Source organism: Vibrio sp. 10N.247.311.13, from assembly GCF_041467595.1.
Classification (GTDB): Bacteria; Pseudomonadota; Gammaproteobacteria; order Enterobacterales; family Vibrionaceae; genus Vibrio; species Vibrio crassostreae_C.
The window spans coordinates 48347-71493 of the sequence record NZ_JBFSUX010000007.1 but is presented as its reverse complement, the minus strand read 5'-3'; the positions used below and the strand labels follow the sequence as shown (position 1 = coordinate 71493).

The following is a 23147-nucleotide window of genomic DNA, read 5'->3' as shown; positions in this document are numbered from 1 at the left end:
TTATTGCGCAGGTTTTTGAGCCCAAACGTGAATATAACGGCCTAGTGACAGATATGGCTCTTGGCGACATAGCTGTTTTTCCAGTTCCAATACATCTTCAAATTGGTAATCTCCCATGTACTCCATATTACCTATGTAGTCACTGAAAGAGCGAATGCCTGATTTACCACAGATTTCTAGACCAGCGTCTTCTATCCATTGATAAACCTCTTCCGGCTTCAAGCCTTTTTGTGGTTGCAGCTTAAACCGTTTTCGATGTGGCATCCCATTCAATACATGAGGAATGTTGCCACAAATCACATTTTTCAGGACTAATCCGTGGTGGTTGTAAAACATTATCGAGGCAACACCACCTGGCTTAACTTGTTCAAGCAATAAATCAAGCGCCTCTTTAGGATCGGCTAACCATTCCATTACGGCATGAAACATCACAAAATCGACTTTCTCATCGAGATGTTCTGCGACTTTTTGTACCGGTGAATGAATAAATCGATATTGCTCTAGCAAACCCGCTTCGCTGATACTTTCTTCGGCGAGCTTCAGCATTTCAGAAGAGAGATCACACAGAGAAACGTTATGCCCAAGCGACGCAATTTTTTGCGACATCTGCGCAAGGCCGCCTCCAGCATCAAGCACATGCAGCGGCGAAGCTGATTGCTCAAACTTGCTCAAAGCTTGTTCTAAATCTTCCCATACGATGATCTGACGGATCTCTCCTTTGTCAGAGCCGTAAATATTTTTTGCAAATTTGTGGGCAATATCGTCGAAATTACGGTCTTCAGTCACGGCTACTTGAGTTATTATGTCCTATCGTGCCTGCTATTCTGTCACAGGAATTTCAGGAATAAAGAGGCGATGTCTCTTTTTACTACTAAGTGATGTTTTTTCGGACTATTCGGATATGTTTGAGCTGAAAAAAGTAGTGTCTTCGCTATTGATGCCACTGCCAGCAATGTTAATTCTCGCTTTTCTGGGTTTAGCCCTAGTGATGTTTACTACCAAAAGGAAGACTGGTTGCCTAATCACCCTCTCAGCCCTATGTGGTATTTTCCTAATCGCTTTCCAGCCAGTTTCTAGTCAACTTTTAATGCCAATGGAAAGGCAACACACCGCATTTTTACCTGTCGATGAAACCGTCGATTACGTGATGGTTCTTGGAAGTGGTCACGTCGTAGACGACCAAATTCCACCGACATCAGAACTTAGCCGCACCGGCCTGATGCGTTTAAGTGAAGGGATTCGTATTCTACGCCTTTACCCTGGTGCAAAACTCATTTTGTCTGGCTATGGCGCAGGCACTGAAGTCAGTAACGCAAGAATGATGGCTAAAGTTGCATTAGCACTAGGCGTAGCAAAGCCCGACATCATTCTGCTTGAAACCGCAAAAGACACCTGGGAAGAAGCTCGCCAAGCCGCTGCGTTCGTTAAGAATAAAAAAATGGTTCTAGTGACTTCAGCGAGCCATATGACTCGTGCACTCAATGAATTCCATGCAGCTGGTATGAAACCACTGCCTGCACCAACCAACTACCTTGCACAAGAAGGCGTTGTTGAGCCTTGGAATAAGTACATGCCAAAAGCGCTATACCTTGAGCAGACTGAGCGTTACTGGCACGAAACCATGGGATTAGTTTGGCAAGATTTACGTGATTGGCTTGATACAAGCAATGACATTGTTGAAGAGCCGGTGATTCCAGAAGCTTCCAGCTTAGTTGAAGATGACGGTGAAGTTTCTGCGGCTCAGCCTCAATAAGCCCATTGAATCTTTAAACTCATCTTAAGCATACAGAGTCGCCAAGTATTTGTAGATTCTCTGGTCGTTAACAATAAAAGCTAAGTAATAAAAAAGCCGAGACATCAATGATGTCTCGGCTTTTTACGTTTAAATGTCGTTGTTAATTAATCACTCCCGAAGGAAATCAATCACCAGCGAACATGTAACCTTCACCGTGAACCGTCACAAAGATTTGTGGGTTCTTAGGATCGAACTCCATTTTTGCACGCATACGACGAATCAGCACGTCGATAGTACGGTCATTAGGCGCGTCCACTCGGTGGCTAATCATATTCAAAATACGTTCGCGGCTTAATACTTGATTAGGGTAAGAAGACAAAGCCACTAGCAGTTCGTATTCTGCTTTGGTCAGTTTCACTGGTTCGCCGTTCTTGCTTAACGCACGACGAGGGATATCAAATGTCCACTCACCAAAACGAACCACAGACTCATCTGATATTTCTTCGACTGCGCCCGCTGCTGTTTTACGAGCAGCAGAAATACGCCAAAGTAGGTTTTTAACTCGAACTAATAACTCGCGAAGTTCGAAGGGTTTAGTAACGTAATCGTCAGCGCCCATTTCAAGGCCAACGATTTTGTCGATGCTATCCGTGCGTCCAGTAACTAAAATAATTCCAATGTCTGATTGACTGCGTAATTCGCGAGTTAGCATCAATCCATCTTCGCCTGGTAAGTTGATGTCCAGCATAATGAGGTCAACGTTGTTTTCTTCTAACACGTTTCTCATTTGAGCGCCGCTTTCTGCTTCGCTCACTGTGTAACCCTCGTTCTGGAAGTATCCAACCAGTTTACTGCGGGTTACCACATCATCTTCTACGACTAATACGTGATAGCTCATCTACACCACTTTTCTTATTTAATAGTTTCAGTGACTATTCTATTCATAACTAGTAACAATTCTAGTGGTACAGAAGATAAAAGCCAGAAACATGGATTTTTTTTGATACAAGACAATCTTAAACCTTGCTATTTATCGTCCATCGCAATTCAATATAGGCATTACTACTAACGAGTAACTTTGCGTTTCGCAAATAACCTTGTTATTCAGCCTTGGTGTGCTTATGCCCAAGTGACTTCAAGATGCATATAAGCAACATCACAAGACTAAGTCAGGATCTAACAAATGAAAGATACGAAAGCGTTCAACGAGCAAAGAGCAGAAATATACTGGTGGCTATCAAGCTTATTTGCCAAAGAGCTCACTCAAGAAGAACTCGATCACTACCACTCTGTTGAAATTCGTTCTTTCCTAACTGGTTTAGGCGAAAATGAGACACTAAAGCCAGCGATTGATAAGTTAGTGGATGCGCTGAACCGCCTACAAACTCGTGAAGATGCTCAGCTAGAACTGTCTGCAGACTTTTGCGATCTTTTCTTAAAGACAGATAAGCACGGCGCTCTTCCTTACGCTTCAATGTATATCGGCGAAACTGGCCTTTTGAATGATAAGCCAGCAAAAGATATGGAAGAGATCATGGCTAAGCACAACTTAGTTGTGAACCAAGATCTAAAAGAGCCAGCAGACCACATTGCTATCGAACTCGATTTCCTTGGTAACTTGATCATTCGTTCAAACGAAACGAATATTGAAGAAGAACTAGAGAATTCATTTGCCGCTCAACAGCAGTTTATCGAACAACAACTGCTGACTTGGTTACCAAAGTTCAACGTGAAATGTCATGACGTTGATGAATTCGGTTTCTACGCCTCCGTCTCATCGTTGCTACTCGCATTCTGTCAATTAGACACTCAATATTTAGCTGGTGAATAGCTTATTGGATGACTCGTTAAATAAATTCAGAAGAATGTGACAATTCACCCGGATTTCCGGGTGAATTTTATTGCGAGTAATTTCTAGTCAGTCTAAAATTGTGACCGCAAACGATAAAATATGAAACATTCACGAAATGCTATGCTTATTATAGTTTTGAGCATTTCGGTGTTAAGACAAGCCGCTCAATAGCGGTTTTTTGTTTTTTAGCACTTTTAGTACCCAAAGAGCCCTACAAATTTAAGCTCTTAGTTAGGTAGCTTAACGGCTACTTTATTCCGTACTTTGGGAAAGTAGCTTCTAATAGGATAAAACCATGGCCACTATAAAAGATGTCGCTCGCTTAGCCGGCGTATCAACAACAACCGTTTCTCACGTAATCAATAAAACTCGCTTTGTTGCAGAAGCAACGCAAGAAAAAGTAAACAAAGCCGTAGATGAACTGAACTATGCACCAAGTGCTGTTGCTCGTAGCTTGAAGTGTAATACAACACGCACCATCGGCATGCTAGTGACTCAATCAACTAATCTATTCTTCTCTGAAGTTATCGATGGTGTTGAGAGCTACTGCTACCGTCAAGGTTACACTTTGATCCTGTGTAATACGGGCGGTATCTATGAGAAGCAACGTGACTACATTCGAATGCTTGCAGAGAAACGTGTAGATGGCATCTTAGTTATGTGTTCTGACCTAACTGAAGAACTAAGAGAGATGTTAGACCGTCACGCTGACATCCCTAAAGTTATTATGGACTGGGGCCCAGAGAGTTCTCAAGCTGATAAGATCATCGATAACTCTGAAGAAGGTGGCTACCTAGCGACCAAATACCTTATTGAACGCGGTCACTCTAAGATTGCATGTTTAAGTGGCCACTTAGACAAAGCAGCATGTGTTGAACGTATTGCCGGTTACAAGCGCGCACTTAACGAAGCTAAAATTTCTGCCGATGACAATATGATCATCGAAGGCAACTTCGAGTGTGATACGGCTGTTCTTGCTGCAGAACAAATCGTTGAGATGGAAGATCGTCCAACGGCGGTATTCTGCTTTAACGACACAATGGCACTCGGCTTAATGAGCCGACTGCAAGAAAAAGGCATCCGCATTCCTGAAGATATCTCAGTGATCGGTTACGACAACATCGAACTCGCTGAATACTTCTCTCCGCCGTTAACGACAGTTCACCAACCAAAACGTCGTGTTGGTAAGAATGCATTCGAAATTCTATTGGAGCGCATCAAAGACAAAGACCACGAAAAACGCGTCTTCGAAATGCACCCTGAAATTGTTGAACGAAGTACAGTTAAGACGTTAAATTAATTGATAATTCGAGTTTAATTTCATCAAGCGCACCTTTAGGTGCGCTTTTTTTATCAGCAACTATAATGAACCCAGATGCACAACGGAAAGATCATTAATTGAAGCAGTATCACATTTTGAAATATCAAGTGTGAGCTTCATCCAACAAAAACTTTATTCTATTCAATCAGTCACGCACAGGGCAAACCACTCGAAAGAGTGAGACGCAAAGCTTCCGGCCTAAACCACTCGTTGGTATGGTAGCGGGGTTACCGATGGCAAAATGCAGTAACTACTAATAATTTAGTAATTTACGGCTTATTGACAATTTAATTGCAACATTTTGCTAATCTCTCGGACCTGCTTATTTGGTGGCGTAGTTCAAATACACCGAGATAAATAACATGGATAAACCGATACTAAAGGACTCGATGAAGTTATTTGAGTCCCTAGGAAAAATAAAATCACGCTCAATGTTTGGTGGCTTCGGTCTTTTTGCTGATGACACTATGTTTGCTCTGGTTGTAAATGACCAGTTGCACATACGCGCAGACAAAGGCACAACGAAACAATTCGAACAACAAGGGTTTCAACCGTACGTCTACAAAAAACGTGGTTTCCCTGTCGTTACTAAATATTTCGCTTTACCTGAAGGCCTGTGGCAAGACCAAGAGAAAATCTTGCAGCTTGCAACGACGTCTCTGGGTTTTGCTAAAGAAGAAAAAGCTGAGCAGTCTTCTGCTAAGCCGACCCGACTCAAAGATCTGCCTAATCTTCGACTCGCTACCGAGCGTATGTTGAAAAAGGCAGGGATCGATTCTGTCGAACGTTTATATGAATCTGGCTCTGTAAACGCATTTAACGCCATCAAAGAATCGCATGCGTCTTCCGTCAGTATTGAACTACTTTGGGCGCTAGAAGGCGCGATCAATGGTACACATTGGTCTGTTATACCGCAGCAACGTCGCGAAGAGCTTATCAATCGCGTCAATTAACATTGTCAGTGCAATCTATATACATAACTAAGCCGCATTTACTGCGGCTTTTTTTATGTCGACAAAACTAGTCTTATGTATAGCTGAACCACTGAGTTCAAAAAGATGGACGGTAATAGTATTTGTAATCCACTTTAACCATCGGAATGAAGTTAATTTCTCCAGAGGAATCCATTATTTCTTTTACTTTGATGGTACCGTTTTTGATTTCAAACGAGCGTACATCTACTTTTTCAGAGGCTTGCGGTAAGATTTTGCTCAATTCATATGAGCGCTTACTGTTTATATCCATCCAAATTTTTTTTCCAGATTCGTAAGCCTGTGATTGGCTCGCCACTACATCGCCTTTAAATACTTTAGACTCAACAGCCGCACGGTGATAGACGCCCGATCCCATGGCTTGGAAAGAGAATAGGCCCGTTGTAGCAATAACCGTAATCATTGATAATAATTTCATAGCTAGCTCCTTAGTTGTCTGCCTGAATAATTATCTAAAACAATCTTCATGCCACGATTGTTACGTATATAGAACGAGCCAAGACCAAAACTCTTTCAAATTTTTGTTACTTTTTACGTGGTACAAATTATCGCTAATAAAATAATGCATACAAAACAAGTCCCTAGCAGAGAGTCACAACCTTCTAATCAACGAATCTTTTTCCACCTCTATTCCGCCAATACTTGTCGCTAACATAAGACTAAGCAATTAGGCTAGCTTTTTGCCCCCGATCCATCGTCTAGAACAAATAGTTTTTTATTAACTGGTGAAAGTTAATCTATGCTTTGCCTGTCTATCTATACTATCGGTATGCATTGAAAATTTAGAGGAAGTATCAATGAGTAAGAAAATGATATTGGGTATTGTGTTGGTCGTAACCATCGTCTTGTTAGGCATCAATTTCGGCCAGTACTTAACGCTTGAAAATGCTAAGGCCCAACAAGCTGTGTTAAATGACTACATTGACAGCAACTTTATTGCGGCTGCCGCTATCTATTTTGTCGCGTATGTCATGATTACGGCTTTCTCCATTCCTGGTGCCGCTGTTGTAACCTTATTAGGGGCCGCGCTATTCGGCTTCTGGAACAGCTTGCTACTGGTATCTTTCGCAAGTGCGATCGGTGCGACCTTAGCTTTCTTAAGTAGCCGTTACCTGTTGCGTGACTGGATTCAAACCAAGTTTGGTGACAAATTGGCGACGATTAACAAGGGGGTTGAAAAAGACGGCGCATTTTACCTGTTTTCTCTGCGTCTGATTCCTGTATTCCCATTTTTCCTTATCAACCTATTGATGGGTCTAACACCGATGTCAGTGAGTCGTTACTACATTACGAGTCAAGTCGGGATGTTACCGGGGACGGCGGTTTTCTTGAATGCTGGTACTCAGCTCGCAGAAATTGATTCACTTTCGGGCATCGTCTCCCCTTCAGTACTATTGTCATTTGCATTATTGGGGATATTCCCAATAGTGGCTAAATGGTTGATGGGTAAGTTTCGCTCAGCACCCGTAGCTGAATAATGTATATAGCAGAATAGTTTATAATATCTAAACAACACAGATAGCCGAATAAGGTTCTATTTCAATGAAAATCTTCAGTGCATCGAATCCGACAGAAGCTCATATCATCTGTGGATTGTTAGAAAGCGAGAATATTGCCTGTGAAGTCCGTGGTGAGGGGTTGTTCGGATTAAAGGGTGAAATCCCATTCACTGAAGAAACTGCCCCTTACGTATGGTTATATGAGCCAGAATTGGCCAGTAAAGCTCGCATGCTCGTCAATGACTACCAAAAGCAGCAAGATTCGATCATCTATGAAGAGTGGCGTTGTGGTGAGTGTCATGAAGTCAACGAAGCGCAATTCGGCTCTTGCTGGCAGTGCGGTGCTGCCTCACCTGAATAGCAGGGTTTCAGTGACCTGATAGAACGATTCGGTCAGATACCTCCTCCAATTAAAAACGGGAAGCTAAAGTTAGCTTCCCGTTTTTATTTCAATTCGATTAACTCATCATCTTTGATTTCACGCCTAGAAAATCACTGAATTTGTTTTTGAATAAACGCAATCGAACGCTGATTAAACTCTTCAGGGTTTTCCACGTTACACACGTGTCCACAATTCGGGATTTCTACTAGCTCACTCGATTCATGCGCTGCAACCATTTCTTTTACAGGCTTAATAAACATGTAGTCACGTTCACCCATCAAATAAAGAGTCGGTATTGGTAGCTCTCTATCTTTAAAATATTTCATCAAGGGGTTTACATCAGCCGTTAAGATAAACCAGCGTTTAAATTCTTTCTGGCACAGTTTTTTGGCTTCGCGGATAAAAAGGTGACGAGACTCTTTTTGGCTTTTTTGTGGCATCACAACATAAGCAAAAAGGCTGTATAACCACATGTAAGGAATGATGTGCTTGCTGAGGTTACCCAACTTGATTAACACTTGAGAGCGAGTGTTTAGCTTGGTGACAGCGCCACCCAGTACCATTGAACGTACACGGCCAGCCGCCAGTTCGGCAACGTTACGCACAATAATCGTGCCCAAAGACATGCCAACGAAATGTGCAGAACGGATCTTAAGATGGTCTAACACTTTAAGAATATCAAGCGTCACCGATTTGAACGTATAACGATTCGAAATCAGCCCTTTAAGTATATTGTCTGATTTACCGTGCCCTCTCAGATCAATGAGAAGTAAGTTGAAATGCTGTTTATACGCTTTGATCTGCTTGAACCAGATGGAGGAACTGCCTCCTGCGCCATGCACAAATACAACCCACTCATCGCTCGTAGGGTGAGTAAATGTTTTATGAAATAGTAAACTCTCAGACATACCTATCGCTTTAATTATTGGAATGGAGCTATGCCTCATCACGAGGCGATGACTAAGGATACCACGCTATTAAGAACTTTAAGTGATAATAGTGTCAAACCTATCATTAGTCATGTGAATACCTACCTCACCTTTTCTACCTGACAAAAATGAGTTTGCAAGCTTTGTCTTCGTAAACGTGATGTGCTCTGACCAGGAAACAAAAAGGCACTCAACAATTAGAGCGCCTTCATTTATTACGAGCTGTTGTTGCCCGCCCGCTAATTTTAAAGCTAAGTCAACAAGTTAAAATGCTGAATGATACATAGCTAGGTATTCTTTAGCCGCATCTTCCCAACTAAAATCTTGCTGCATCGCATAAAGCTGAGCACGCTTAATTTCAGATGGGTTTTGTGCATAAAGCAGTAATGAACGATGTAACACAGCCAATAACGCCTGCGGTGTTGGCTCTTCAAAAGCAAACCCAGTCGCGACTTCAGGATCTTCATCGTAATCATTCACGCTGTCTTTTAAACCTCCCACAGAACGAACAATCGGCAAAGTACCGTAAGCCATGCTGTAGATTTGGTTTAAGCCACACGGTTCAAATTCCGAAGGCATCAAGAAGAAATCAGAGCCTGCTTCAACCAAGTGCGCAAGTTCATTATTGTACGCTTCTACGAACGAGAACTTATCTGAGTGAAGCGCTGATAGCTCTTTCAATTGACTCGCCAAAACCGGATCGCCAGTACCGACAATCACGATCTGAAGATCATTTTTCAAAAACTGTTCGATGATAGGCAGTAAGTAATGAACACCTTTTTGATTCGTCAAGCGACAAACCATGCCATAAACCGCGCAATCGGCAACGGGTAAACCTACATCTTGTTGCAGTTTTTGCTTACAAGCTGATTTTCCGCGAGCCATGCTGTGCTTGGTCGCTTTGTATTTACGAGGAAGGAAAGCATCAGTTTCCGGATTCCAAGCCCCATAATCACACCCATTCAAAATGCCGAACAGATCAGCAGATCTGTGTTGGAATTCTGCAGCCATACCGTGGCTACCTAATTCCGTTTTCAACTCTTCTGCATAGGTAGGACTTACTGCGTTCACTTTATCCGCACACATCACTCCAGCTCTTAGCATAGTGACATGAGTGTCACTCACTGAAGCTTCAGGCGCATGGTAACTGTGCATCTCTGGCAGGAATTGAAGTTCATCGTAGGCGAACACACCTTTGAAAACCGCATTGTGAATCGAAATAACACTGCGCGTATTTTCAAAGAAATCGTGTTGTTGATAACGCGATTTAAGCAAGAAAGGAACGAAACCAGTATGCCAGTCATTTGCATGAATGATATCCGGTTGGAAACCAAGCTTAGGAAGCATATCAAGACAGGCTGCACTAAAGAACGAGAAGCGCTCTCCGTTATCAGCATAAGCTTGATTGTTTTCTGCGTACATTTCCGGGCGGTCGAAATACTTGGCACATTCAATACCAAAAACTGGAACGCCTTCTACGCTCAGTTTTTTAACTTGATAAGCCGTATGAGGCCAATGATCGAGTTCAGTCGATAAAATAACTTCTGCTGAATCAATGTTTGGAATGTTTCTATATGCGGGGATAGTCACTCGAACGTCCTGTTCGAGTGTTTGCAACGCTTTCGGCAGTGCCTTGGCTACATCAGCCAAGCCACCACTTTTAATCAAGCCTTCAACTTCAGACGCTACAAAAAGTACCGAGAGAGTCTTAGTAACCAACTCGTGCTCCTTTAGAAATCACTACGACACCATCGTCAGATACGTGGTAATGCTTTTTGTCTTCTGTCAGATTTACACCAATCTGTGTACCCGGTGCGATATCTGCGTCTTTATCAATGATAACGCGGCGCAAGATACAACCCTCACCCACTTTTACATCACCGAGTAAGATGCTTTCGCTAATATCACACGCTGATGCGATATTGCTGCGGAAGCCCAGTACACTCTTTTCAATACGCGAACCACGTACATAACTACCGCTACACACAAGGCTATCAATGATCTGAATTCGACCATTTGCCGAATCAGTAAACGTAGCTGGTGGTAGTGGCGGGTAATAAGTGTGTAGAGGCCATTTACGGTTGTATAGCGAGAATGGCGCATCTTTCTTAAGAAGGTCCATGTGCGCTTGCCAGTACGCGTCAATCGTACCTACATCGCGCCAGTAAACTTCTTCTTTCTCACCAGTAATACGGTTGGTGCTGAAATCATAAACAAACACATCACCACGTGGGAACATGTTTGGAATAATGTCTTTGCCGAAATCGTGTGTCGAACCTTCTCTATCAGCATCTTCCGTTAGTTCGGCAAAAAGCTCTTTCGCTTCGAACACGTAGTTGCCCATTGAAACGAGCGCTGATTCTGGATCGCCCGGGATCGACTTCGGATTTGCAGGTTTCTCTTCAAAGCCAATCATACGGCCGTCAGCATCAACCTCAATAACACCGAATTCTGATGCTTCAGCAAGCGGCATGCGCAATGCTGATACTGTTAGAGCCGCTTTCTTCTCTTTATGGAAATCAAGCATCTGTTTGATGTCCATCTTATAGATATGGTCTGAACCAAAAATACATACTTGATCAGGTTCTTCCAACTCCATAAAGCCCATGTTTTGGTAGATAGCATCTGCTGTGCCTTCATACCAACGCTTTCCTTTACGCATTTGCGCAGGAATTGGGTCGATAAAACGGTCTGTTATGCCACTGATATTCCAGCCTTTTTTCATATGGTGGAACAGTGACTGTGACTTAAATTGTGTTAATACGTAGATCTTCATTAGATCAGCATTAACGAAGTTGTTCAAAGCGAAATCAATTAAGCGGTAACTACCACCGAAAGGAACCGAGGGTTTGCTGCGAGATTCAGTTAAAGGTCTTAAGCGAGAGCCTTCACCACCAGCAAGAATCATTCCCAATACACCAGCCATTTTATTCTCCATATATCTATAGCTTGTCGATGTTAGTACTCGTAGAGGTATCTTCCTCTGGGGGATGAGCACCAACACTTATTTCGGTATTTAGCGAATATCCATTCACATACAGTGACAATATCCTAAGCCAAACGTTGTTATGTGTGCACTATTCTTTGCACTTGGTTTTATATACGTTATCGACTTTTCGGCCGAATTCAATTTTTAATACGCCATTCTGTGGTACGTAAGCTGATTGCTTTCCTAAGACTTAAAGCAGCTCACACTACACCGTCCAGACGAAACATTACATTAACACCCGACACACATCAGGTATACAACTAAACGCTGATCTGTGAGTTACAATATTTTAATTAAGTTACATTCTCGTTAAAGTTGCATAAGAAAATCTGATTAATTGGCATTATTTATTTTGCGATGTGAATTTAATAAATTCTCGCAGACGAAACACCAGGTCAACAAGTTGCATATTTAGTCATATTGAGATCAAAAAAAAGCAGCCATTAGGCTGCTTTTTCATCAATAACGTTCAGTTATTTCTCTTTAGGCTTTTTACGCTTATCCGTAACTTCCCACTTACCGTCGATGTACAACGCAGTCCAACCGGACGGTTTTCCATCTACTTCAGTACGCACGTAGTTTTCTTTGGTCTTACGACTAAAACGAACCACTGTCGGCTTACCATCAGGGTCAGCAACTGGCGCTGATGCTAGGTATTGGAACTTAGGTGAGATACGGTCTTTAAAACGAACCAGCTCTTCCACTAATGGTGCACGTGTTTCACGTGATTTAGGGAAGTTGCTCGCAGCCATAAATAGACCAGAAGCACCATCACGAAGAACAAAGTACGCGTCTGAATTTTCACACGGAAGTTCAGGGAAATGCACCGGGTCTTCTTTTGGTGGCGCAACTTCGCCATTTTTCAGAATCTTACGAGTGTTCTTACAATCTTCACTCGTACAGTCCATGTATTTACCAAAACGACCGTTCTTCAGAACCATGTCAGAACCACACTTGTCACACTCAACAAGTGGACCATCGTAGCCTTTCACTTTAAATTCGCCGTGCTCAACCACATAACCTTCACAGTTCGGGTTGTTACCACATACGTGCATCTTACGCTTATCATCGATTAGATAGGCATCCATTGCCGTTTCACAAATAGGACAACGCTTTTTAGCTCGAAGTGCTGCTGTTTCAACGTCTTCTTCAAGCACGTTGATAATGCCTTCTTCATCACCAAGGTTGATTGTTGTCTTACAACGCTCTTTTGGTGGAAGTGCATAGCCAGAACAACCAAGGAATACGCCTGTCGAAGCAGTACGAATACCCATTTTACGGCTACAAGTCGGACACTCAATATCGGTTTCCACGATATGATTTGGCTTCATGCCACCAGCGTCTTCGTCTAAGTCTGCTTTTTCCAAATCGCCAGTAAAGTCTTCGAAGAAGTTATCTAGCACGCCTTTCCAGCTTGCTTCGCCTTCTGCGATTTGGTCCAACTTCTGCTCCATACGAGCAGTGAAGTCGTAGTTCATTAGGTCATTGAAGCTGCCATCTAGACGGTCAGTAACAATTTCACCCATCTTCTCAGCATAGAAACGACGCTGTTCAACTTTTACATAACCGCGATCTTGAATCGTTGAGATGATTGATGCGTATGTTGAAGGACGACCAATACCACGCTTCTCAAGCTCTTTAACTAGCGCCGCTTCAGTGAAACGAGCCGGTGGCTTAGTGAAGTGCTGTTTAGGGTCTAGCGCAATCAGATCAAGCTTATCGCCGATCTGTACTGCTGGAAGGATCGTATCTTCGTTCTTGCCCATTGGACGCTGAACACGAGTCCAACCATCAAATTTAAGGATACGACCTTTCGCTTTCAACGTGTACTCATCTGCTTTAACGCTTACTGTCGTTGAATCGTATTGAGCTGGCGTCATTTGACACGCTACGAATTGATTCCAAATTAGCGAGTAAAGCTTGTGTGCGTCTGCGTCTACGCCGTTTAGATCTTCCGACTTAACATCTACACTTGAAGGACGAATCGCTTCGTGGGCCTCTTGAGCGCCCTCTTTGCTGCCGTATGCAAGAGCTTTAGGTGGAAGGTATTGCGCGCCGTACTCAGAACCAATGTATTCACGAGCGGCTTCTACAGCTTCTGAACTCAAGTTGGTTGAATCAGTACGCATATAAGTGATGTAACCCGCTTCATACAGGCGTTGAGCCAGCATCATGGTTTTCTTTACGCCATAACCAAGACGCGTACTCGCCGCTTGTTGCAGCGTCGACGTGATGTAAGGTGCAGACGGCTTACTCTTTGTTGGGCGGTCTTCACGTTTACATACTTCGTATTGCGCTTTTTCTAAAACGCTAACAGCAGCTTGTGTTTGCGCTTCATTTTCAGGTTTAAACGCAACACCGTCTTTCTGTGCAACTTGCAGTCTAAAGTCGGTTTTCTCTGCTGTTTTAGTATCAGCATGCACATCCCAGAACTCTTCAGGGATAAAGGCGTTGATCTCGCGCTCACGCTCTACCAGTAGTTTTACCGCTACTGATTGAACACGGCCAGCGGACAGGCCTCGTGCTACTTTTTTCCAAAGCAGAGGTGACACCATAAAGCCAACAACACGGTCCATAAAACGTCGTGCTTGTTGTGCGTTTACGCCATCAATATTTAGCTCACCTGGAGTTTCGAAAGCTTGTTGAATAGCATTCTTGGTGATTTCGTTAAAAACCACTCGCTTGTATCGCGTTTCATCGCCACCGATGATCTCACGAAGGTGCCATGCGATAGCTTCTCCTTCGCGGTCCAAATCGGTTGCGAGATAAACATGGTCTGCGTTCTCAGCCAGTTTTTGCAATTCAGCGACGACTTTCTCTTTACCAGGTAGGATTTGGTAGTTCGCTTCCCACTCTTTATACGGGTTGATACCCATCTTTTTGATAAGAGCTTTGCGATCTTTTTCTTTCTTGATACGAGCTTTGTCTTCTGGGCTCATACCCTTGGTTGAAACTGCAGCAGCCTTTTGACCAGTACTTTGACCTGCCGTTGGTAAATCACGTACGTGACCTACACTCGACTTAACGACAAAGTCTTTGCCAAGATATTTATTGATAGTTTTAGCCTTGGCTGGCGACTCCACTATAACGAGCGATTTACCCATATTGACTCTAACGTCCTTAATCACGATGCTTCAGCACCAACAATTTAGCTTGTGGGCTTTTACGCATGATATTCTAAATTCATTGCTTCTTTTTTTACTATTGTGCGAGATTACTAGAAGATCAACCGCTTTTTTCAAAATTGGATCTGATCGCTCGACAATTCGACGACTCATAGATAAAAGGGTCACAATATAAAGAAGCTATAAAGTACTCACTAAGAATACTTGCAAGAGCCTATTCATCAGGCATTACGTCTAAACGGGCTCATACTAAGCTTGTCCGCGAATCTAACGCGAGCCCCATTCAATTATTTTTGCCGTAAATCACAAAATAAATTGTGGATGTTTGAAAAGACTCTCTTAATCGGTTGTGAAATCATTGAATTTCTAGTTCGACACCATAAACTCAACGTTATATTCAGTTATCAGAGATAAACTCATGACAAAGAAAGTAATAGCAGAATTTGATTTACTGCTTATCGCAAACCAAATTATCCAATCACATGATGACTACATTGAAGGCATGCGCGCAAACAGCGTAGTAGAAAAAGACGATGTACTCGTCTTCAAAGGTGAATACTTCTTAGACAGCAATGGAATGCCGACAGAGAATACAACCGCGGTATTTAACATGTTTAAATACTTAGCGCACCACCTTTCGAAAGAATTTACAATTCAGCAATAATTAAAAAGCTTGCCACTTAGGCAAGCTTTTTTGTTCCTAAACCTTTACATACTAAGCATTTTTATAGACTTAGCATTTTCAGCTTGTCGAAATAATCAGGGAATGTCTTTGACGTACAACCTGGATCATTAATCGTCACAGGCGTATCGCTCAAAGCAACCAGCGAGAAACACATCGCCATACGGTGATCATCGTAAGTATCAATCGCCGCATGAGTCAGTTCAGCCACAGGGTTAACAATAATGTAATCTTCACCCTCTTCCACTTCAGCGCCGACTTTGCGTAGCTCTGTTGCCATTGCAGCCAAGCGGTCTGTCTCTTTCACACGCCAGTTGTAGACATTACGGATTGCCGTTGTGCCTTTCGCAAACAATGCGGTTGTCGCGATAGTCATCGCAGCATCTGGGATATGGTTATAGTCCATATCAATGCCTTTCAGCTCGCCACAACGAGAAATAACGTAGTCGTCACCCCATTCGATTTCCGCACCCATTTTCTCAAGCGCATCAGCGAATTGGATATCACCTTGGATACTGTTTTTACCAATACCAGTGACCTTAATCTCACCACCTTTGATAGCAGCGGCTGCAAGGAAATATGACGCAGATGATGCATCACCTTCAACCAAGAAATCACCCGGTGCCGAGTAAGATTGCCCGGTAGGAATCACAAACTCTTGGTAATCATTATTGATCACGTCCACACCAAATTGCTTCATGATGTGCAGCGTAATATCGATGTAAGGTTTAGAAACCAATTCACCGTCAATTTTAATGGTCACTTCACCTTCAGCTAAAGGCGCAGCCATCAAAAATGCCGTCAAAAATTGACTAGAGATCGAACCGTCGATAGAAACTGTACCGCTCTTCAGACCTGTACCTGTGATCTTCAATGGTGGGTAGTTTTCGTTCTCTAAGTATTCAACATCGGCACCGGCTTCTCGCAGTGCTGTTACCAAGTGGCCAATTGGGCGCTCTTTCATACGAGGCTCACCAGTAAGAACGTATTCACCGCGACCTAAACATAGTGCAGCCGCCAACGGACGCATCGCCGTACCCGCATTACCTAAGAAAAGCTCTAGGGCTTTGTCACTTGAAAATGCACCACCAACACCTGTCACTTCACAAACGGTTTTGTCTGCAGACAACTGATAATCAACACCTAACTGAGTTAATGCATTCAACATATGACGAATATCATCACTGTCTAGCAAGTTTGTTAGGCGAGTGGTTCCCGTAGAAAGTGCAGCCAAAAGAAGTGCACGGTTGGAAACGCTTTTTGAACCAGGTAGGTTAACTTCCCCGTTCACTTTTTGAATTGGTTGTAACGTAAGGCTTTCCATTAAATCTTATAGTCCTTGTACCACCCGAAGTCACTGGCGCGTATTTATTTTCGGGTGATGAATAATTCTTCGTACTTGCAGACTAACGAACTTTTCCAACGAACTCCAGAGCTAATCCAGCCCAAACCGGTGATTAATTAGCCAATCAATCGTATTTATATACTAGTACACGAGATCAACTCGAACACCATCTGAAAAATAGAGAATTCGTACATCATCGCCTCTGTTGAACAGCATCGAGTTATCGACATCTTGGATAATGTTGACCAACTTGTCGTCTTTGGTTTTGACCAATAACTCGACCAGTTTGTACTCTACTTTATATTGTGTGTTACCTCGGTTACGAGCAATACCCGCACCTGCTACTGCACCTACAGCTGTCGCCACTTCTTTACCAGTGCCGCCGCCAAACTGGTTACCAATCAAGCCACCAATCGCCGCACCTAACAAGGTTTCCCAACCATTCGCTTTCGACTCAACGATCTCTTGCTGAGTGATGTATCTGACCGTATCAATCTCACCATAAACCACCTCGTTTACTGGTCGAGCTTGGTTTCTGTTGTAAGCTGCATTTGCCAACATGGGCAAAACAAGTAAAATCCAAAGCAACTTCTTCATGGTAAAACTCCTAAAGACCTCTTGGTCAGTGATTAATCTGTAATGCGGTACTTATGACTATATACCTAACCGAACTTGATACTACTAGTATAGAGTTTCCTTCGCCTTTCGACGCGCTTGATGACCCCAACGGTCTGCTCGCCTTCGGTGGTGATTTATCACCAATGCGAATTTTAAACGCTTATAGCCAAGGTATATTTCCATGGTATGGCCCAGGTGAGCCTATACTTTGGTGGAGCCCTGCACCGCGAGCGGTATTTAATCCTAAGACATTCGAACCGTCAAAAAGTCTTAAAAAGTTTCAAAGAAAACACAATTACCGAGTCAGCATCAACCAAGCGACGGACAGAGTAATTGGTTATTGCTCTTCACTAAGACCCGAAGAAGAAACCTGGCTAAACAGCGACATGCAGTCAGCCTACCGCAAACTCGCTTCATTAGGTTTCTGCCACTCGGTTGAGGTTTGGCAAGATGATGAACTGATCGGTGGACTTTACGGCTTACAAAGAGGCCAAGTCTTTTGCGGTGAATCGATGTTCAGCCTAAAGACCAATGCCTCTAAAATTGCGCTGTGGTACTTTTGTAAACACTTTACCCGATTCGGCGGACAACTGATTGATTGCCAAGTCATGAACCCTCACTTGGAATCCTTGGGCGCTATCGAGGTTGATAGGGATGAATTCCTAGGCTCTCTGCAATTACTCAAAGAGTTCTCCGTTGACGATGCATGCTTTAAAACCCAATGGCTAAAGGAAATGCCTTAATGAATCCAGATTTACAACAAATCAGAATTGGATTAACAGACAATCACGCTTGCAGCTACTTACCTCACTTCGAAGAGAGAGTGGCGGTCACGCTTGACGAACACATGCACACCTCAGATAACTATGAAGTTCTGCTTGCGAATGGATTTCGCCGCAGTGGTTCAACCATTTATAAGCCACATTGCGATAATTGCTCAGCATGCCAAGCGATTCGGCTTTCAATTCCTGAGGTTAAGCTTTCCAAAAGCCAACGACGGATCCTTAACAAAGGAAAATCACTACGTTGGGAACTGAAAGATGAGATGGATGACAACTGGTTTGACTTATACAGTCGCTATATCACCGCTCGTCACCGTTCGGGAACCATGTACCCACCCAAGAAAGAAGAGTTTCTACAATTCTCTAAAAATGAGTGGCTTACTACAAAGTTCATGCACATCTATGATGAGAACAAGTTGGTTGGTATCGCCGTAACCGACATCATGGCTCACTGTACGAGCGCGTTTTATACCTTCTTCGCTCCTGATATAGACATTTCGATGGGAACACTTGGCGTTCTATTTCAGATCCAACATGCCCAGAAAGAACAAAAACAATGGTTATATTTGGGTTATCAAATCGATGAATGCCCTGCGATGAACTATAAAGTACGATTTCAACGTCATCAAAGGCTAGTAAATCAGCGGTGGCAAGGGTAGAATACGCGACAACTTTACATATTTTGATTTTAACGGCACAATCAAGCCGTTGAAAACCGCCAAATTTCGAAAGAGGATTAGATGGCTAAAGAAGACGTAATCGAGATGCAAGGCACTGTCCTTGATACTCTACCAAACACAATGTTCCGTGTTGAGCTTGAAAACGGTCACGTAGTGACAGCACACATCTCTGGTAAAATGCGTAAGAACTACATCCGTATTCTTACTGGTGATAAAGTAACTGTTGAGATGACTCCATACGACCTTTCTAAAGGCCGCATCGTCTTCCGTGCTCGTTAATTTTTAATTAGCGAATACAATAAGAAGCGGAGCTTAAGGCTCCGTTTTTTATTGCCTGAGCTTTTTACTACACAAGCACATCAATCTCGCATCTCGCATCTCGCATCTCGCATCTCGCATCTCGCAAGCATAAAAAAACGCACAACCTAAGTCATGCGTTTTATATTTAAGCCTTTGATTTATCAATCACTTCGTTAGTGCATGACCTCTTCTTTAGCACCAACATAGATGAAATCCAATTCGTCTTTTTTCAGGGATACTTTAACCGTACCGCCATCAACCAAGCTACCGAACAGTAACTCGTTAGCAAGTGGTTTCTTAAGCTTCTCTTGAATCACACGTCCCATTGGACGAGCACCCATGGTCTTGTCATAGCCTTTATCAGCTAACCAGTGACGAGCATCCTCAGAAACCTCTAAAGACACGCCACGAGCGTCCAGTTGAACCTGAAGCTCGACAATGAACTTATCAACTACTTGGCTAATCACACTTGGGTCAAGGCTGTTGAACCAAATGATATTATCAAGACGGTTACGGAACTCAGGAGTAAATACCTTCTTGATTTCGCCCATCGCATCTGGCGCATGATCTTGTTGGATCAGGCCGATCGATTTCTTCTCGGTTTCAGCCACACCTGCGTTGGTCGTCATCACTAGAATCACATTGCGGAAGTCCGCTTTGCGACCATTGTTGTCAGTTAGCGTGCCGTTATCCATTACCTGCAGTAGCAAGTTAAAGATATCTGGGTGAGCTTTCTCGATTTCATCCAGTAACACAACAGAGTGCGGGTTCTTGATTACGGCATCCGTTAGCAAACCACCTTGGTCGTAACCAACATAACCAGGAGGCGCACCAATCAAGCGGCTCACTGAGTGTCGCTCACCGTACTCAGACATATCAAAGCGCAGAAGCTCAATGCCCATCAACTTAGACAGCTGAACAGTCACCTCTGTTTTACCGACACCAGTAGGACCAGCAAACAAGAATGAACCAACAGGTTTATTGTCTGCACCCAATCCAGCACGGGTCAGCTTAATCGCTTCACTCAATACATCGATTGCAGGGTCTTGTCCGAATACCAACATTTTCATGCGCTCATCCAGTTTCTGGAGTGTATCTTTGTCTGAAGACGATACTGACTTTTCAGGAATACGCGCCATTTTCGCAACCATTGACTCAATATCAGCCACGCTTACCGTTTTCTTACGACGGCTTGCAGGTGCCAAACGACTACGAGCGCCCGCTTCATCGATTACGTCAATGGCCTTATCAGGAAGGTGGCGTTCATTAATGTATTTAGCTGACAGTTCCACAGCGGCACGCAACGCTTTGTTGGTGTAGCGCACTTCGTGGTGAGCTTCGTATTTTGGCTTCAAGCCAATCAGGATCTTGGTCGTATCGTCTAGCGATGGTTCAATAATATCTATTTTCTGGAAGCGACGAGCTAAAGCGCGCTCCTTCTCAAAAATACTGCTGTACTCTTGGTACGTTGTTGAACCGATGCAACGTAATTTGCCACTGCTTAGTAGTGGTTTAATTAAGTTTGCCGCATCAACCTGACCACCCGATGCAGCCCCGGCACCGATAATGGTGTGGATCTCATCGATGAACAGAATCGCGTCTTCTTCTTTCTCCAGTTGCTTAAGAATCGCTTTAAAACGTTTCTCAAAGTCACCACGATATTTGGTTCCGGCTAACAGTGAACCGATATCTAGAGAATAAATTACGCTGCTCTGAATGATTTCAGGCACTTGTCCTTCAACGATGCGCCATGCAAGACCTTCCGCGATGGCAGTTTTACCTACCCCCGCTTCACCCACTAACAGAGGGTTGTTCTTACGACGACGACACAGAACTTGGATAGTGCGTTCTAGCTCTTTGTCACGACCGATTAGTGGGTCAATATTGCCCTGCTTTGCGACTTCGTTAAGGTTAGTAGCAAAATTTTCTAAACGGTCTTCAGAGTTAGCTTCTTCAGCATTTTCTGCACCACCAAATGAATCGGATGATGAAGGACTGTCGCCTTCGTTGCTCGCTTTGGTAATACCGTGTGAGATGAAGTTAACAATATCTAAGCGACTAATGTCGTTTTTCTTAAGAAGATATGCCGCGTGAGATTCTTGCTCACTAAAAATAGCAACAAGTACGTTAGCACCTGTTACTTCGCTGCGACCTGAAGATTGAACATGAAAAACAGCGCGTTGAAGTACTCGTTGGAAGCTCAACGTAGGCTGAGTTTCGCGAGTTTCGTCGCTTTCAGGGATAAGTGGGGTCGTTTGATCGATAAAAATATCGAGCTCATTGCGAAGAGCATCGAGATCAGCCTGACAAGCTTGGAGCGCTTCCTTGGCCGCATCATTTTCTAATAATGCTAGTAGGAGGTGTTCGACAGTCATGAATTCATGTCGCTTGTCTCGCGCACGAGCAAATGCGCCATTTAAACTCGTCTCTAATTCTTTATTTAGCATAAGTACCTCCTAAGGGAACAACAGTGTTGTTCGAGCAATTTATACTTGCTCCATTGTACATAGTAGCGGATGCTCATTTTCCTTTGAGTACATCGTGACCTGCGCTACCTTTGTTTCCGCTATTTCAGCACTGTATGTGCCGCATATAGCTTTACCTTCATAATGAACCTTGAGCATCACTTCCGTTGCTTTTTCGATATCTAGTGAGAAGAATCGCTCTAGGATCTCGATTACAAAGTCCATGGGCGTGTAGTCATCGTTATTCAACACAACGTTATACATCGCCGGTGGCTTTACTTTTGTTGCTTCTTTCTCCAGTAAATCTGAGCCTGGAGATGCCCATTCAAAGTTTCTGCTCATATCGCTTTGCTAAGGGTTATTTTTCGGAAGTCGTGAGTGTTTACCTAACTCAAATTTACCACATTCACGCTTTACCGTGTACTAAGAAACTGCATCTAGAAACAGTACCAAAAAATATTCCTCTATACTGAGCCTAATCCACCATTTCCATCGCTGCAAATAAAAGATCTCGATTAACAAGATTAACATATGTGATTGATTAAAAAGACGCCATAACTATTGATACTAACGATAAGATTACCGCTAAGTTACTATTTGGTTAATAGTTTGCGGTTAATCTCGAATGTGATTTGTTATTAAAATTGATCACTTTTATACCAATTTACTATTGACTGTGCTCAATCATTAGCTACATTGGAGCTAAAAGGTTTTTTAATACACTTTTGCAACATGAATTAAAATCAGTAACACGCTTCAAAAATTAACAATAAGGAATAATTACGCAGGGTAGCGTTAATTTCCGTAAGCAATGTACGAGATTCAAGCTATTAGCTGAAATTCTTTAGCTGGTAGGAATGATATCAATCGCACTTACAACAATTGATATAACAACGTTAGTAACAAAATGCATGAGGGATGTATAGCATGGCTACAGGTACAGTAAAATGGTTTAACAATGCCAAAGGGTTTGGCTTTATTTGTCCAGAAGGTGAAGACGGCGATATTTTCGCGCACTACTCCACAATACAAATGGAAGGTTATCGAACCTTAAAGGCTGGTCAGCAGGTCGACTATGAAGTAGAAAGTGGACCTAAAGGCTCGCATGCTAGCTCCGTTGTTCCTGTAGAAGGCAGCGCCGCAAAATAGGCGAATGCAAACTCATGTTAACCTCTATCAGTCGTCATTAACGGCTGATAGGTAAACAGAATATTGAAACCGCTCATTTAATACCTGTAACACAGGATTACGTGAGCGGTTTTTTTCGTTTTGGGGGCTCTAAAGTTGCTCACTGGACAATGAGCTCGAAGAGCTACTCCCCTTAAGCTAGGTCTTAAGAAGTATTAGACAGAAAAAAGACGCTTTAACATTATCGTTAAAGCGTCTTTCGTTTTGACTTTATCTATAACTTAGCTATCAGCCTAAGCAACTCGTTAGCAAATCACGTTCAT

At 43.0% G+C, this 23147-nt stretch carries 22 protein-coding genes and 1 riboswitch; of the genes, 11 read left to right on the top strand and 11 right to left on the bottom strand.

Going from position 1 to position 23147, the window contains the following annotated elements:
• Nucleotides 1-786 (bottom strand): tRNA uridine 5-oxyacetic acid(34) methyltransferase CmoM, encoded by a 786-nt coding sequence (cmoM, locus tag AB6E52_RS04935; protein ID WP_017063509.1) that lies wholly within the window; start codon nucleotides 784-786, stop codon nucleotides 1-3.
• Between the two features lie 115 nt (nucleotides 787-901).
• On the opposite strand from cmoM, the gene elyC reads away from it, so the two are divergent.
• Nucleotides 902-1753 (top strand): envelope biogenesis factor ElyC, encoded by an 852-nt coding sequence (elyC, locus tag AB6E52_RS04930; protein ID WP_017062093.1) that lies wholly within the window; start codon nucleotides 902-904, stop codon nucleotides 1751-1753.
• Nucleotides 1754-1919: 166 nt separating this feature from the next.
• Here the strand turns inward: elyC and torR are convergent, their stop codons facing one another.
• On the bottom strand, nucleotides 1920-2633 hold the full coding sequence (gene torR, locus AB6E52_RS04925) for a two-component system response regulator TorR (RefSeq protein WP_017062094.1): 714 nt from the start codon (nucleotides 2631-2633) through the stop codon (nucleotides 1920-1922).
• A 285-nt stretch (nucleotides 2634-2918) separates the two neighbouring features.
• On the opposite strand from torR, the gene torD reads away from it, so the two are divergent.
• The 3 genes from torD (at nucleotide 2919) to AB6E52_RS04910 (ending at nucleotide 5861) form a co-directional block, all read left to right on the top strand.
• On the top strand, nucleotides 2919-3566 hold the full coding sequence (gene torD, locus AB6E52_RS04920; protein WP_017062095.1) for a molecular chaperone TorD: 648 nt from the start codon (nucleotides 2919-2921) through the stop codon (nucleotides 3564-3566).
• A gap of 316 nt (nucleotides 3567-3882) precedes the next feature.
• Nucleotides 3883-4887, top strand: coding sequence for an HTH-type transcriptional repressor PurR (gene purR, locus AB6E52_RS04915; RefSeq protein ID WP_017063507.1), 1005 nt, complete (start codon nucleotides 3883-3885; stop codon nucleotides 4885-4887).
• 170 nt (nucleotides 4888-5057) lie between these two features.
• Nucleotides 5058-5143: riboswitch (cyclic di-GMP riboswitch) on the top strand.
• A 127-nt stretch (nucleotides 5144-5270) separates the two neighbouring features.
• Nucleotides 5271-5861, top strand: a complete 591-nt coding sequence (locus tag AB6E52_RS04910; protein ID WP_019820997.1) for a TfoX/Sxy family DNA transformation protein — start codon at nucleotides 5271-5273, stop codon at nucleotides 5859-5861.
• A gap of 97 nt (nucleotides 5862-5958) precedes the next feature.
• Here the strand turns inward: AB6E52_RS04910 and AB6E52_RS04905 are convergent, their stop codons facing one another.
• Nucleotides 5959-6318: a DUF3316 domain-containing protein gene (locus AB6E52_RS04905; RefSeq protein WP_017067843.1), complete on the bottom strand. Its 360-nt coding sequence runs from the start codon at nucleotides 6316-6318 to the stop codon at nucleotides 5959-5961.
• Between the two features lie 379 nt (nucleotides 6319-6697).
• Here AB6E52_RS04905 and AB6E52_RS04900 point away from each other — a divergent pair, with 379 nt between their 5' ends.
• Nucleotides 6698-7378, top strand: a complete 681-nt coding sequence (locus tag AB6E52_RS04900; RefSeq protein ID WP_102319674.1) for a TVP38/TMEM64 family protein — start codon at nucleotides 6698-6700, stop codon at nucleotides 7376-7378.
• Between the two features lie 64 nt (nucleotides 7379-7442).
• Nucleotides 7443-7760 carry a DUF2007 domain-containing protein gene (locus AB6E52_RS04895; protein ID WP_102319675.1) on the top strand — a complete coding sequence of 106 codons (318 nt, stop codon included), beginning with the start codon at nucleotides 7443-7445 and terminating at the stop codon, nucleotides 7758-7760.
• A gap of 131 nt (nucleotides 7761-7891) precedes the next feature.
• Here AB6E52_RS04895 and AB6E52_RS04890 read toward each other — a convergent pair whose 3' ends face one another.
• The 4 genes from AB6E52_RS04890 to topA all read right to left on the bottom strand — a co-directional run bounded on the left by AB6E52_RS04890 (nucleotide 7892) and on the right by topA (nucleotide 14803).
• Nucleotides 7892-8689 (bottom strand): alpha/beta fold hydrolase, encoded by a 798-nt coding sequence (locus AB6E52_RS04890; RefSeq protein ID WP_017062100.1) that lies wholly within the window; start codon nucleotides 8687-8689, stop codon nucleotides 7892-7894.
• Nucleotides 8690-8974: 285 nt separating this feature from the next.
• Nucleotides 8975-10429, bottom strand: a complete 1455-nt coding sequence (glgA, locus tag AB6E52_RS04885; protein ID WP_017070017.1) for a glycogen synthase GlgA — start codon at nucleotides 10427-10429, stop codon at nucleotides 8975-8977.
• Complete coding sequence (gene glgC / locus AB6E52_RS04880; RefSeq protein ID WP_080582251.1) at nucleotides 10419-11648, bottom strand: glucose-1-phosphate adenylyltransferase; 1230 nt, start codon at nucleotides 11646-11648, stop codon at nucleotides 10419-10421. The genes glgA and glgC overlap by 11 nt, the downstream gene beginning before the upstream one ends.
• A gap of 524 nt (nucleotides 11649-12172) precedes the next feature.
• Nucleotides 12173-14803: a type I DNA topoisomerase gene (topA, locus tag AB6E52_RS04875; RefSeq protein WP_017067846.1), complete on the bottom strand. Its 2631-nt coding sequence runs from the start codon at nucleotides 14801-14803 to the stop codon at nucleotides 12173-12175.
• A 439-nt stretch (nucleotides 14804-15242) separates the two neighbouring features.
• Here topA and AB6E52_RS04870 point away from each other — a divergent pair, with 439 nt between their 5' ends.
• Entirely contained in the window at nucleotides 15243-15488 is a 246-nt protein-coding gene (locus tag AB6E52_RS04870; protein WP_017062104.1) for a YciN family protein, read from the top strand.
• Between the two features lie 61 nt (nucleotides 15489-15549).
• On the opposite strand, the gene aroA is transcribed toward AB6E52_RS04870, so the two are convergent.
• Complete coding sequence (aroA, locus tag AB6E52_RS04865; RefSeq protein WP_017062105.1) at nucleotides 15550-16830, bottom strand: 3-phosphoshikimate 1-carboxyvinyltransferase; 1281 nt, start codon at nucleotides 16828-16830, stop codon at nucleotides 15550-15552.
• Nucleotides 16831-16992: 162 nt separating this feature from the next.
• On the bottom strand, nucleotides 16993-17448 hold the full coding sequence (locus tag AB6E52_RS04860; RefSeq protein ID WP_004736438.1) for a glycine zipper 2TM domain-containing protein: 456 nt from the start codon (nucleotides 17446-17448) through the stop codon (nucleotides 16993-16995).
• A 53-nt stretch (nucleotides 17449-17501) separates the two neighbouring features.
• Between AB6E52_RS04860 and aat the strand changes: the two genes are divergently transcribed.
• The 3 genes from aat to infA all read left to right on the top strand — a co-directional run bounded on the left by aat (nucleotide 17502) and on the right by infA (nucleotide 19210).
• On the top strand, nucleotides 17502-18212 hold the full coding sequence (gene aat / locus AB6E52_RS04855; protein WP_017063504.1) for a leucyl/phenylalanyl-tRNA--protein transferase: 711 nt from the start codon (nucleotides 17502-17504) through the stop codon (nucleotides 18210-18212).
• The gene (locus AB6E52_RS04850) at nucleotides 18212-18910 is read left to right on the top strand and encodes an arginyltransferase (RefSeq protein ID WP_017062107.1); all 699 of its coding nucleotides are present in this window, start codon (nucleotides 18212-18214) and stop codon (nucleotides 18908-18910) included. Before aat ends, AB6E52_RS04850 begins: the two co-directional genes overlap by 1 nt.
• An 81-nt stretch (nucleotides 18911-18991) precedes the next feature.
• Nucleotides 18992-19210, top strand: coding sequence for a translation initiation factor IF-1 (gene infA / locus AB6E52_RS04845; RefSeq protein ID WP_001040192.1), 219 nt, complete (start codon nucleotides 18992-18994; stop codon nucleotides 19208-19210).
• A 194-nt stretch (nucleotides 19211-19404) separates the two neighbouring features.
• On the opposite strand, the gene clpA is transcribed toward infA, so the two are convergent.
• The gene (gene clpA / locus AB6E52_RS04840) at nucleotides 19405-21678 is read right to left on the bottom strand and encodes an ATP-dependent Clp protease ATP-binding subunit ClpA (RefSeq protein ID WP_017062108.1); all 2274 of its coding nucleotides are present in this window, start codon (nucleotides 21676-21678) and stop codon (nucleotides 19405-19407) included.
• A gap of 39 nt (nucleotides 21679-21717) precedes the next feature.
• Nucleotides 21718-22038: an ATP-dependent Clp protease adapter ClpS gene (gene clpS, locus AB6E52_RS04835; protein ID WP_004737430.1), complete on the bottom strand. Its 321-nt coding sequence runs from the start codon at nucleotides 22036-22038 to the stop codon at nucleotides 21718-21720.
• A 585-nt stretch (nucleotides 22039-22623) separates the two neighbouring features.
• Here clpS and cspD point away from each other — a divergent pair.
• Complete coding sequence (gene cspD / locus AB6E52_RS04830; RefSeq protein WP_004736548.1) at nucleotides 22624-22845, top strand: cold shock domain-containing protein CspD; 222 nt, start codon at nucleotides 22624-22626, stop codon at nucleotides 22843-22845.
• Nucleotides 22846-23147 lie beyond the last annotated feature (302 nt).

What these genes read in the sequence shown, in the direction of transcription:
- AB6E52_RS04910 (WP_019820997.1), top strand. Translation starts at nt 5,271, where the DNA reads ATGGATAAACCGATACTAAAGGACTCGATGAAGTTATTTGAGTCCCTA.
- AB6E52_RS04900 (WP_102319674.1), top strand. Translation starts at nt 6,698, where the DNA reads ATGAGTAAGAAAATGATATTGGGTATTGTGTTGGTCGTAACCATCGTC.
- cspD (WP_004736548.1), top strand. Translation starts at nt 22,624, where the DNA reads ATGGCTACAGGTACAGTAAAATGGTTTAACAATGCCAAAGGGTTTGGC.
- purR (WP_017063507.1), top strand. Translation starts at nt 3,883, where the DNA reads ATGGCCACTATAAAAGATGTCGCTCGCTTAGCCGGCGTATCAACAACA.
- AB6E52_RS04860 (WP_004736438.1), bottom strand. Translation starts at nt 17,448, where the DNA reads ATGAAGAAGTTGCTTTGGATTTTACTTGTTTTGCCCATGTTGGCAAAT.
- infA (WP_001040192.1), top strand. Translation starts at nt 18,992, where the DNA reads ATGGCTAAAGAAGACGTAATCGAGATGCAAGGCACTGTCCTTGATACT.
- elyC (WP_017062093.1), top strand. Translation starts at nt 902, where the DNA reads ATGTTTGAGCTGAAAAAAGTAGTGTCTTCGCTATTGATGCCACTGCCA.
- torR (WP_017062094.1), bottom strand. Translation starts at nt 2,633, where the DNA reads ATGAGCTATCACGTATTAGTCGTAGAAGATGATGTGGTAACCCGCAGT.
- AB6E52_RS04895 (WP_102319675.1), top strand. Translation starts at nt 7,443, where the DNA reads ATGAAAATCTTCAGTGCATCGAATCCGACAGAAGCTCATATCATCTGT.
- AB6E52_RS04905 (WP_017067843.1), bottom strand. Translation starts at nt 6,318, where the DNA reads ATGAAATTATTATCAATGATTACGGTTATTGCTACAACGGGCCTATTC.
- clpS (WP_004737430.1), bottom strand. Translation starts at nt 22,038, where the DNA reads ATGAGCAGAAACTTTGAATGGGCATCTCCAGGCTCAGATTTACTGGAG.
- AB6E52_RS04850 (WP_017062107.1), top strand. Translation starts at nt 18,212, where the DNA reads ATGAATCCAGATTTACAACAAATCAGAATTGGATTAACAGACAATCAC.
- torD (WP_017062095.1), top strand. Translation starts at nt 2,919, where the DNA reads ATGAAAGATACGAAAGCGTTCAACGAGCAAAGAGCAGAAATATACTGG.
- clpA (WP_017062108.1), bottom strand. Translation starts at nt 21,678, where the DNA reads ATGCTAAATAAAGAATTAGAGACGAGTTTAAATGGCGCATTTGCTCGT.
- topA (WP_017067846.1), bottom strand. Translation starts at nt 14,803, where the DNA reads ATGGGTAAATCGCTCGTTATAGTGGAGTCGCCAGCCAAGGCTAAAACT.
- aat (WP_017063504.1), top strand. Translation starts at nt 17,502, where the DNA reads ATGACTATATACCTAACCGAACTTGATACTACTAGTATAGAGTTTCCT.
- AB6E52_RS04870 (WP_017062104.1), top strand. Translation starts at nt 15,243, where the DNA reads ATGACAAAGAAAGTAATAGCAGAATTTGATTTACTGCTTATCGCAAAC.
- aroA (WP_017062105.1), bottom strand. Translation starts at nt 16,830, where the DNA reads ATGGAAAGCCTTACGTTACAACCAATTCAAAAAGTGAACGGGGAAGTT.
- glgC (WP_080582251.1), bottom strand. Translation starts at nt 11,648, where the DNA reads ATGGAGAATAAAATGGCTGGTGTATTGGGAATGATTCTTGCTGGTGGT.
- AB6E52_RS04890 (WP_017062100.1), bottom strand. Translation starts at nt 8,689, where the DNA reads ATGTCTGAGAGTTTACTATTTCATAAAACATTTACTCACCCTACGAGC.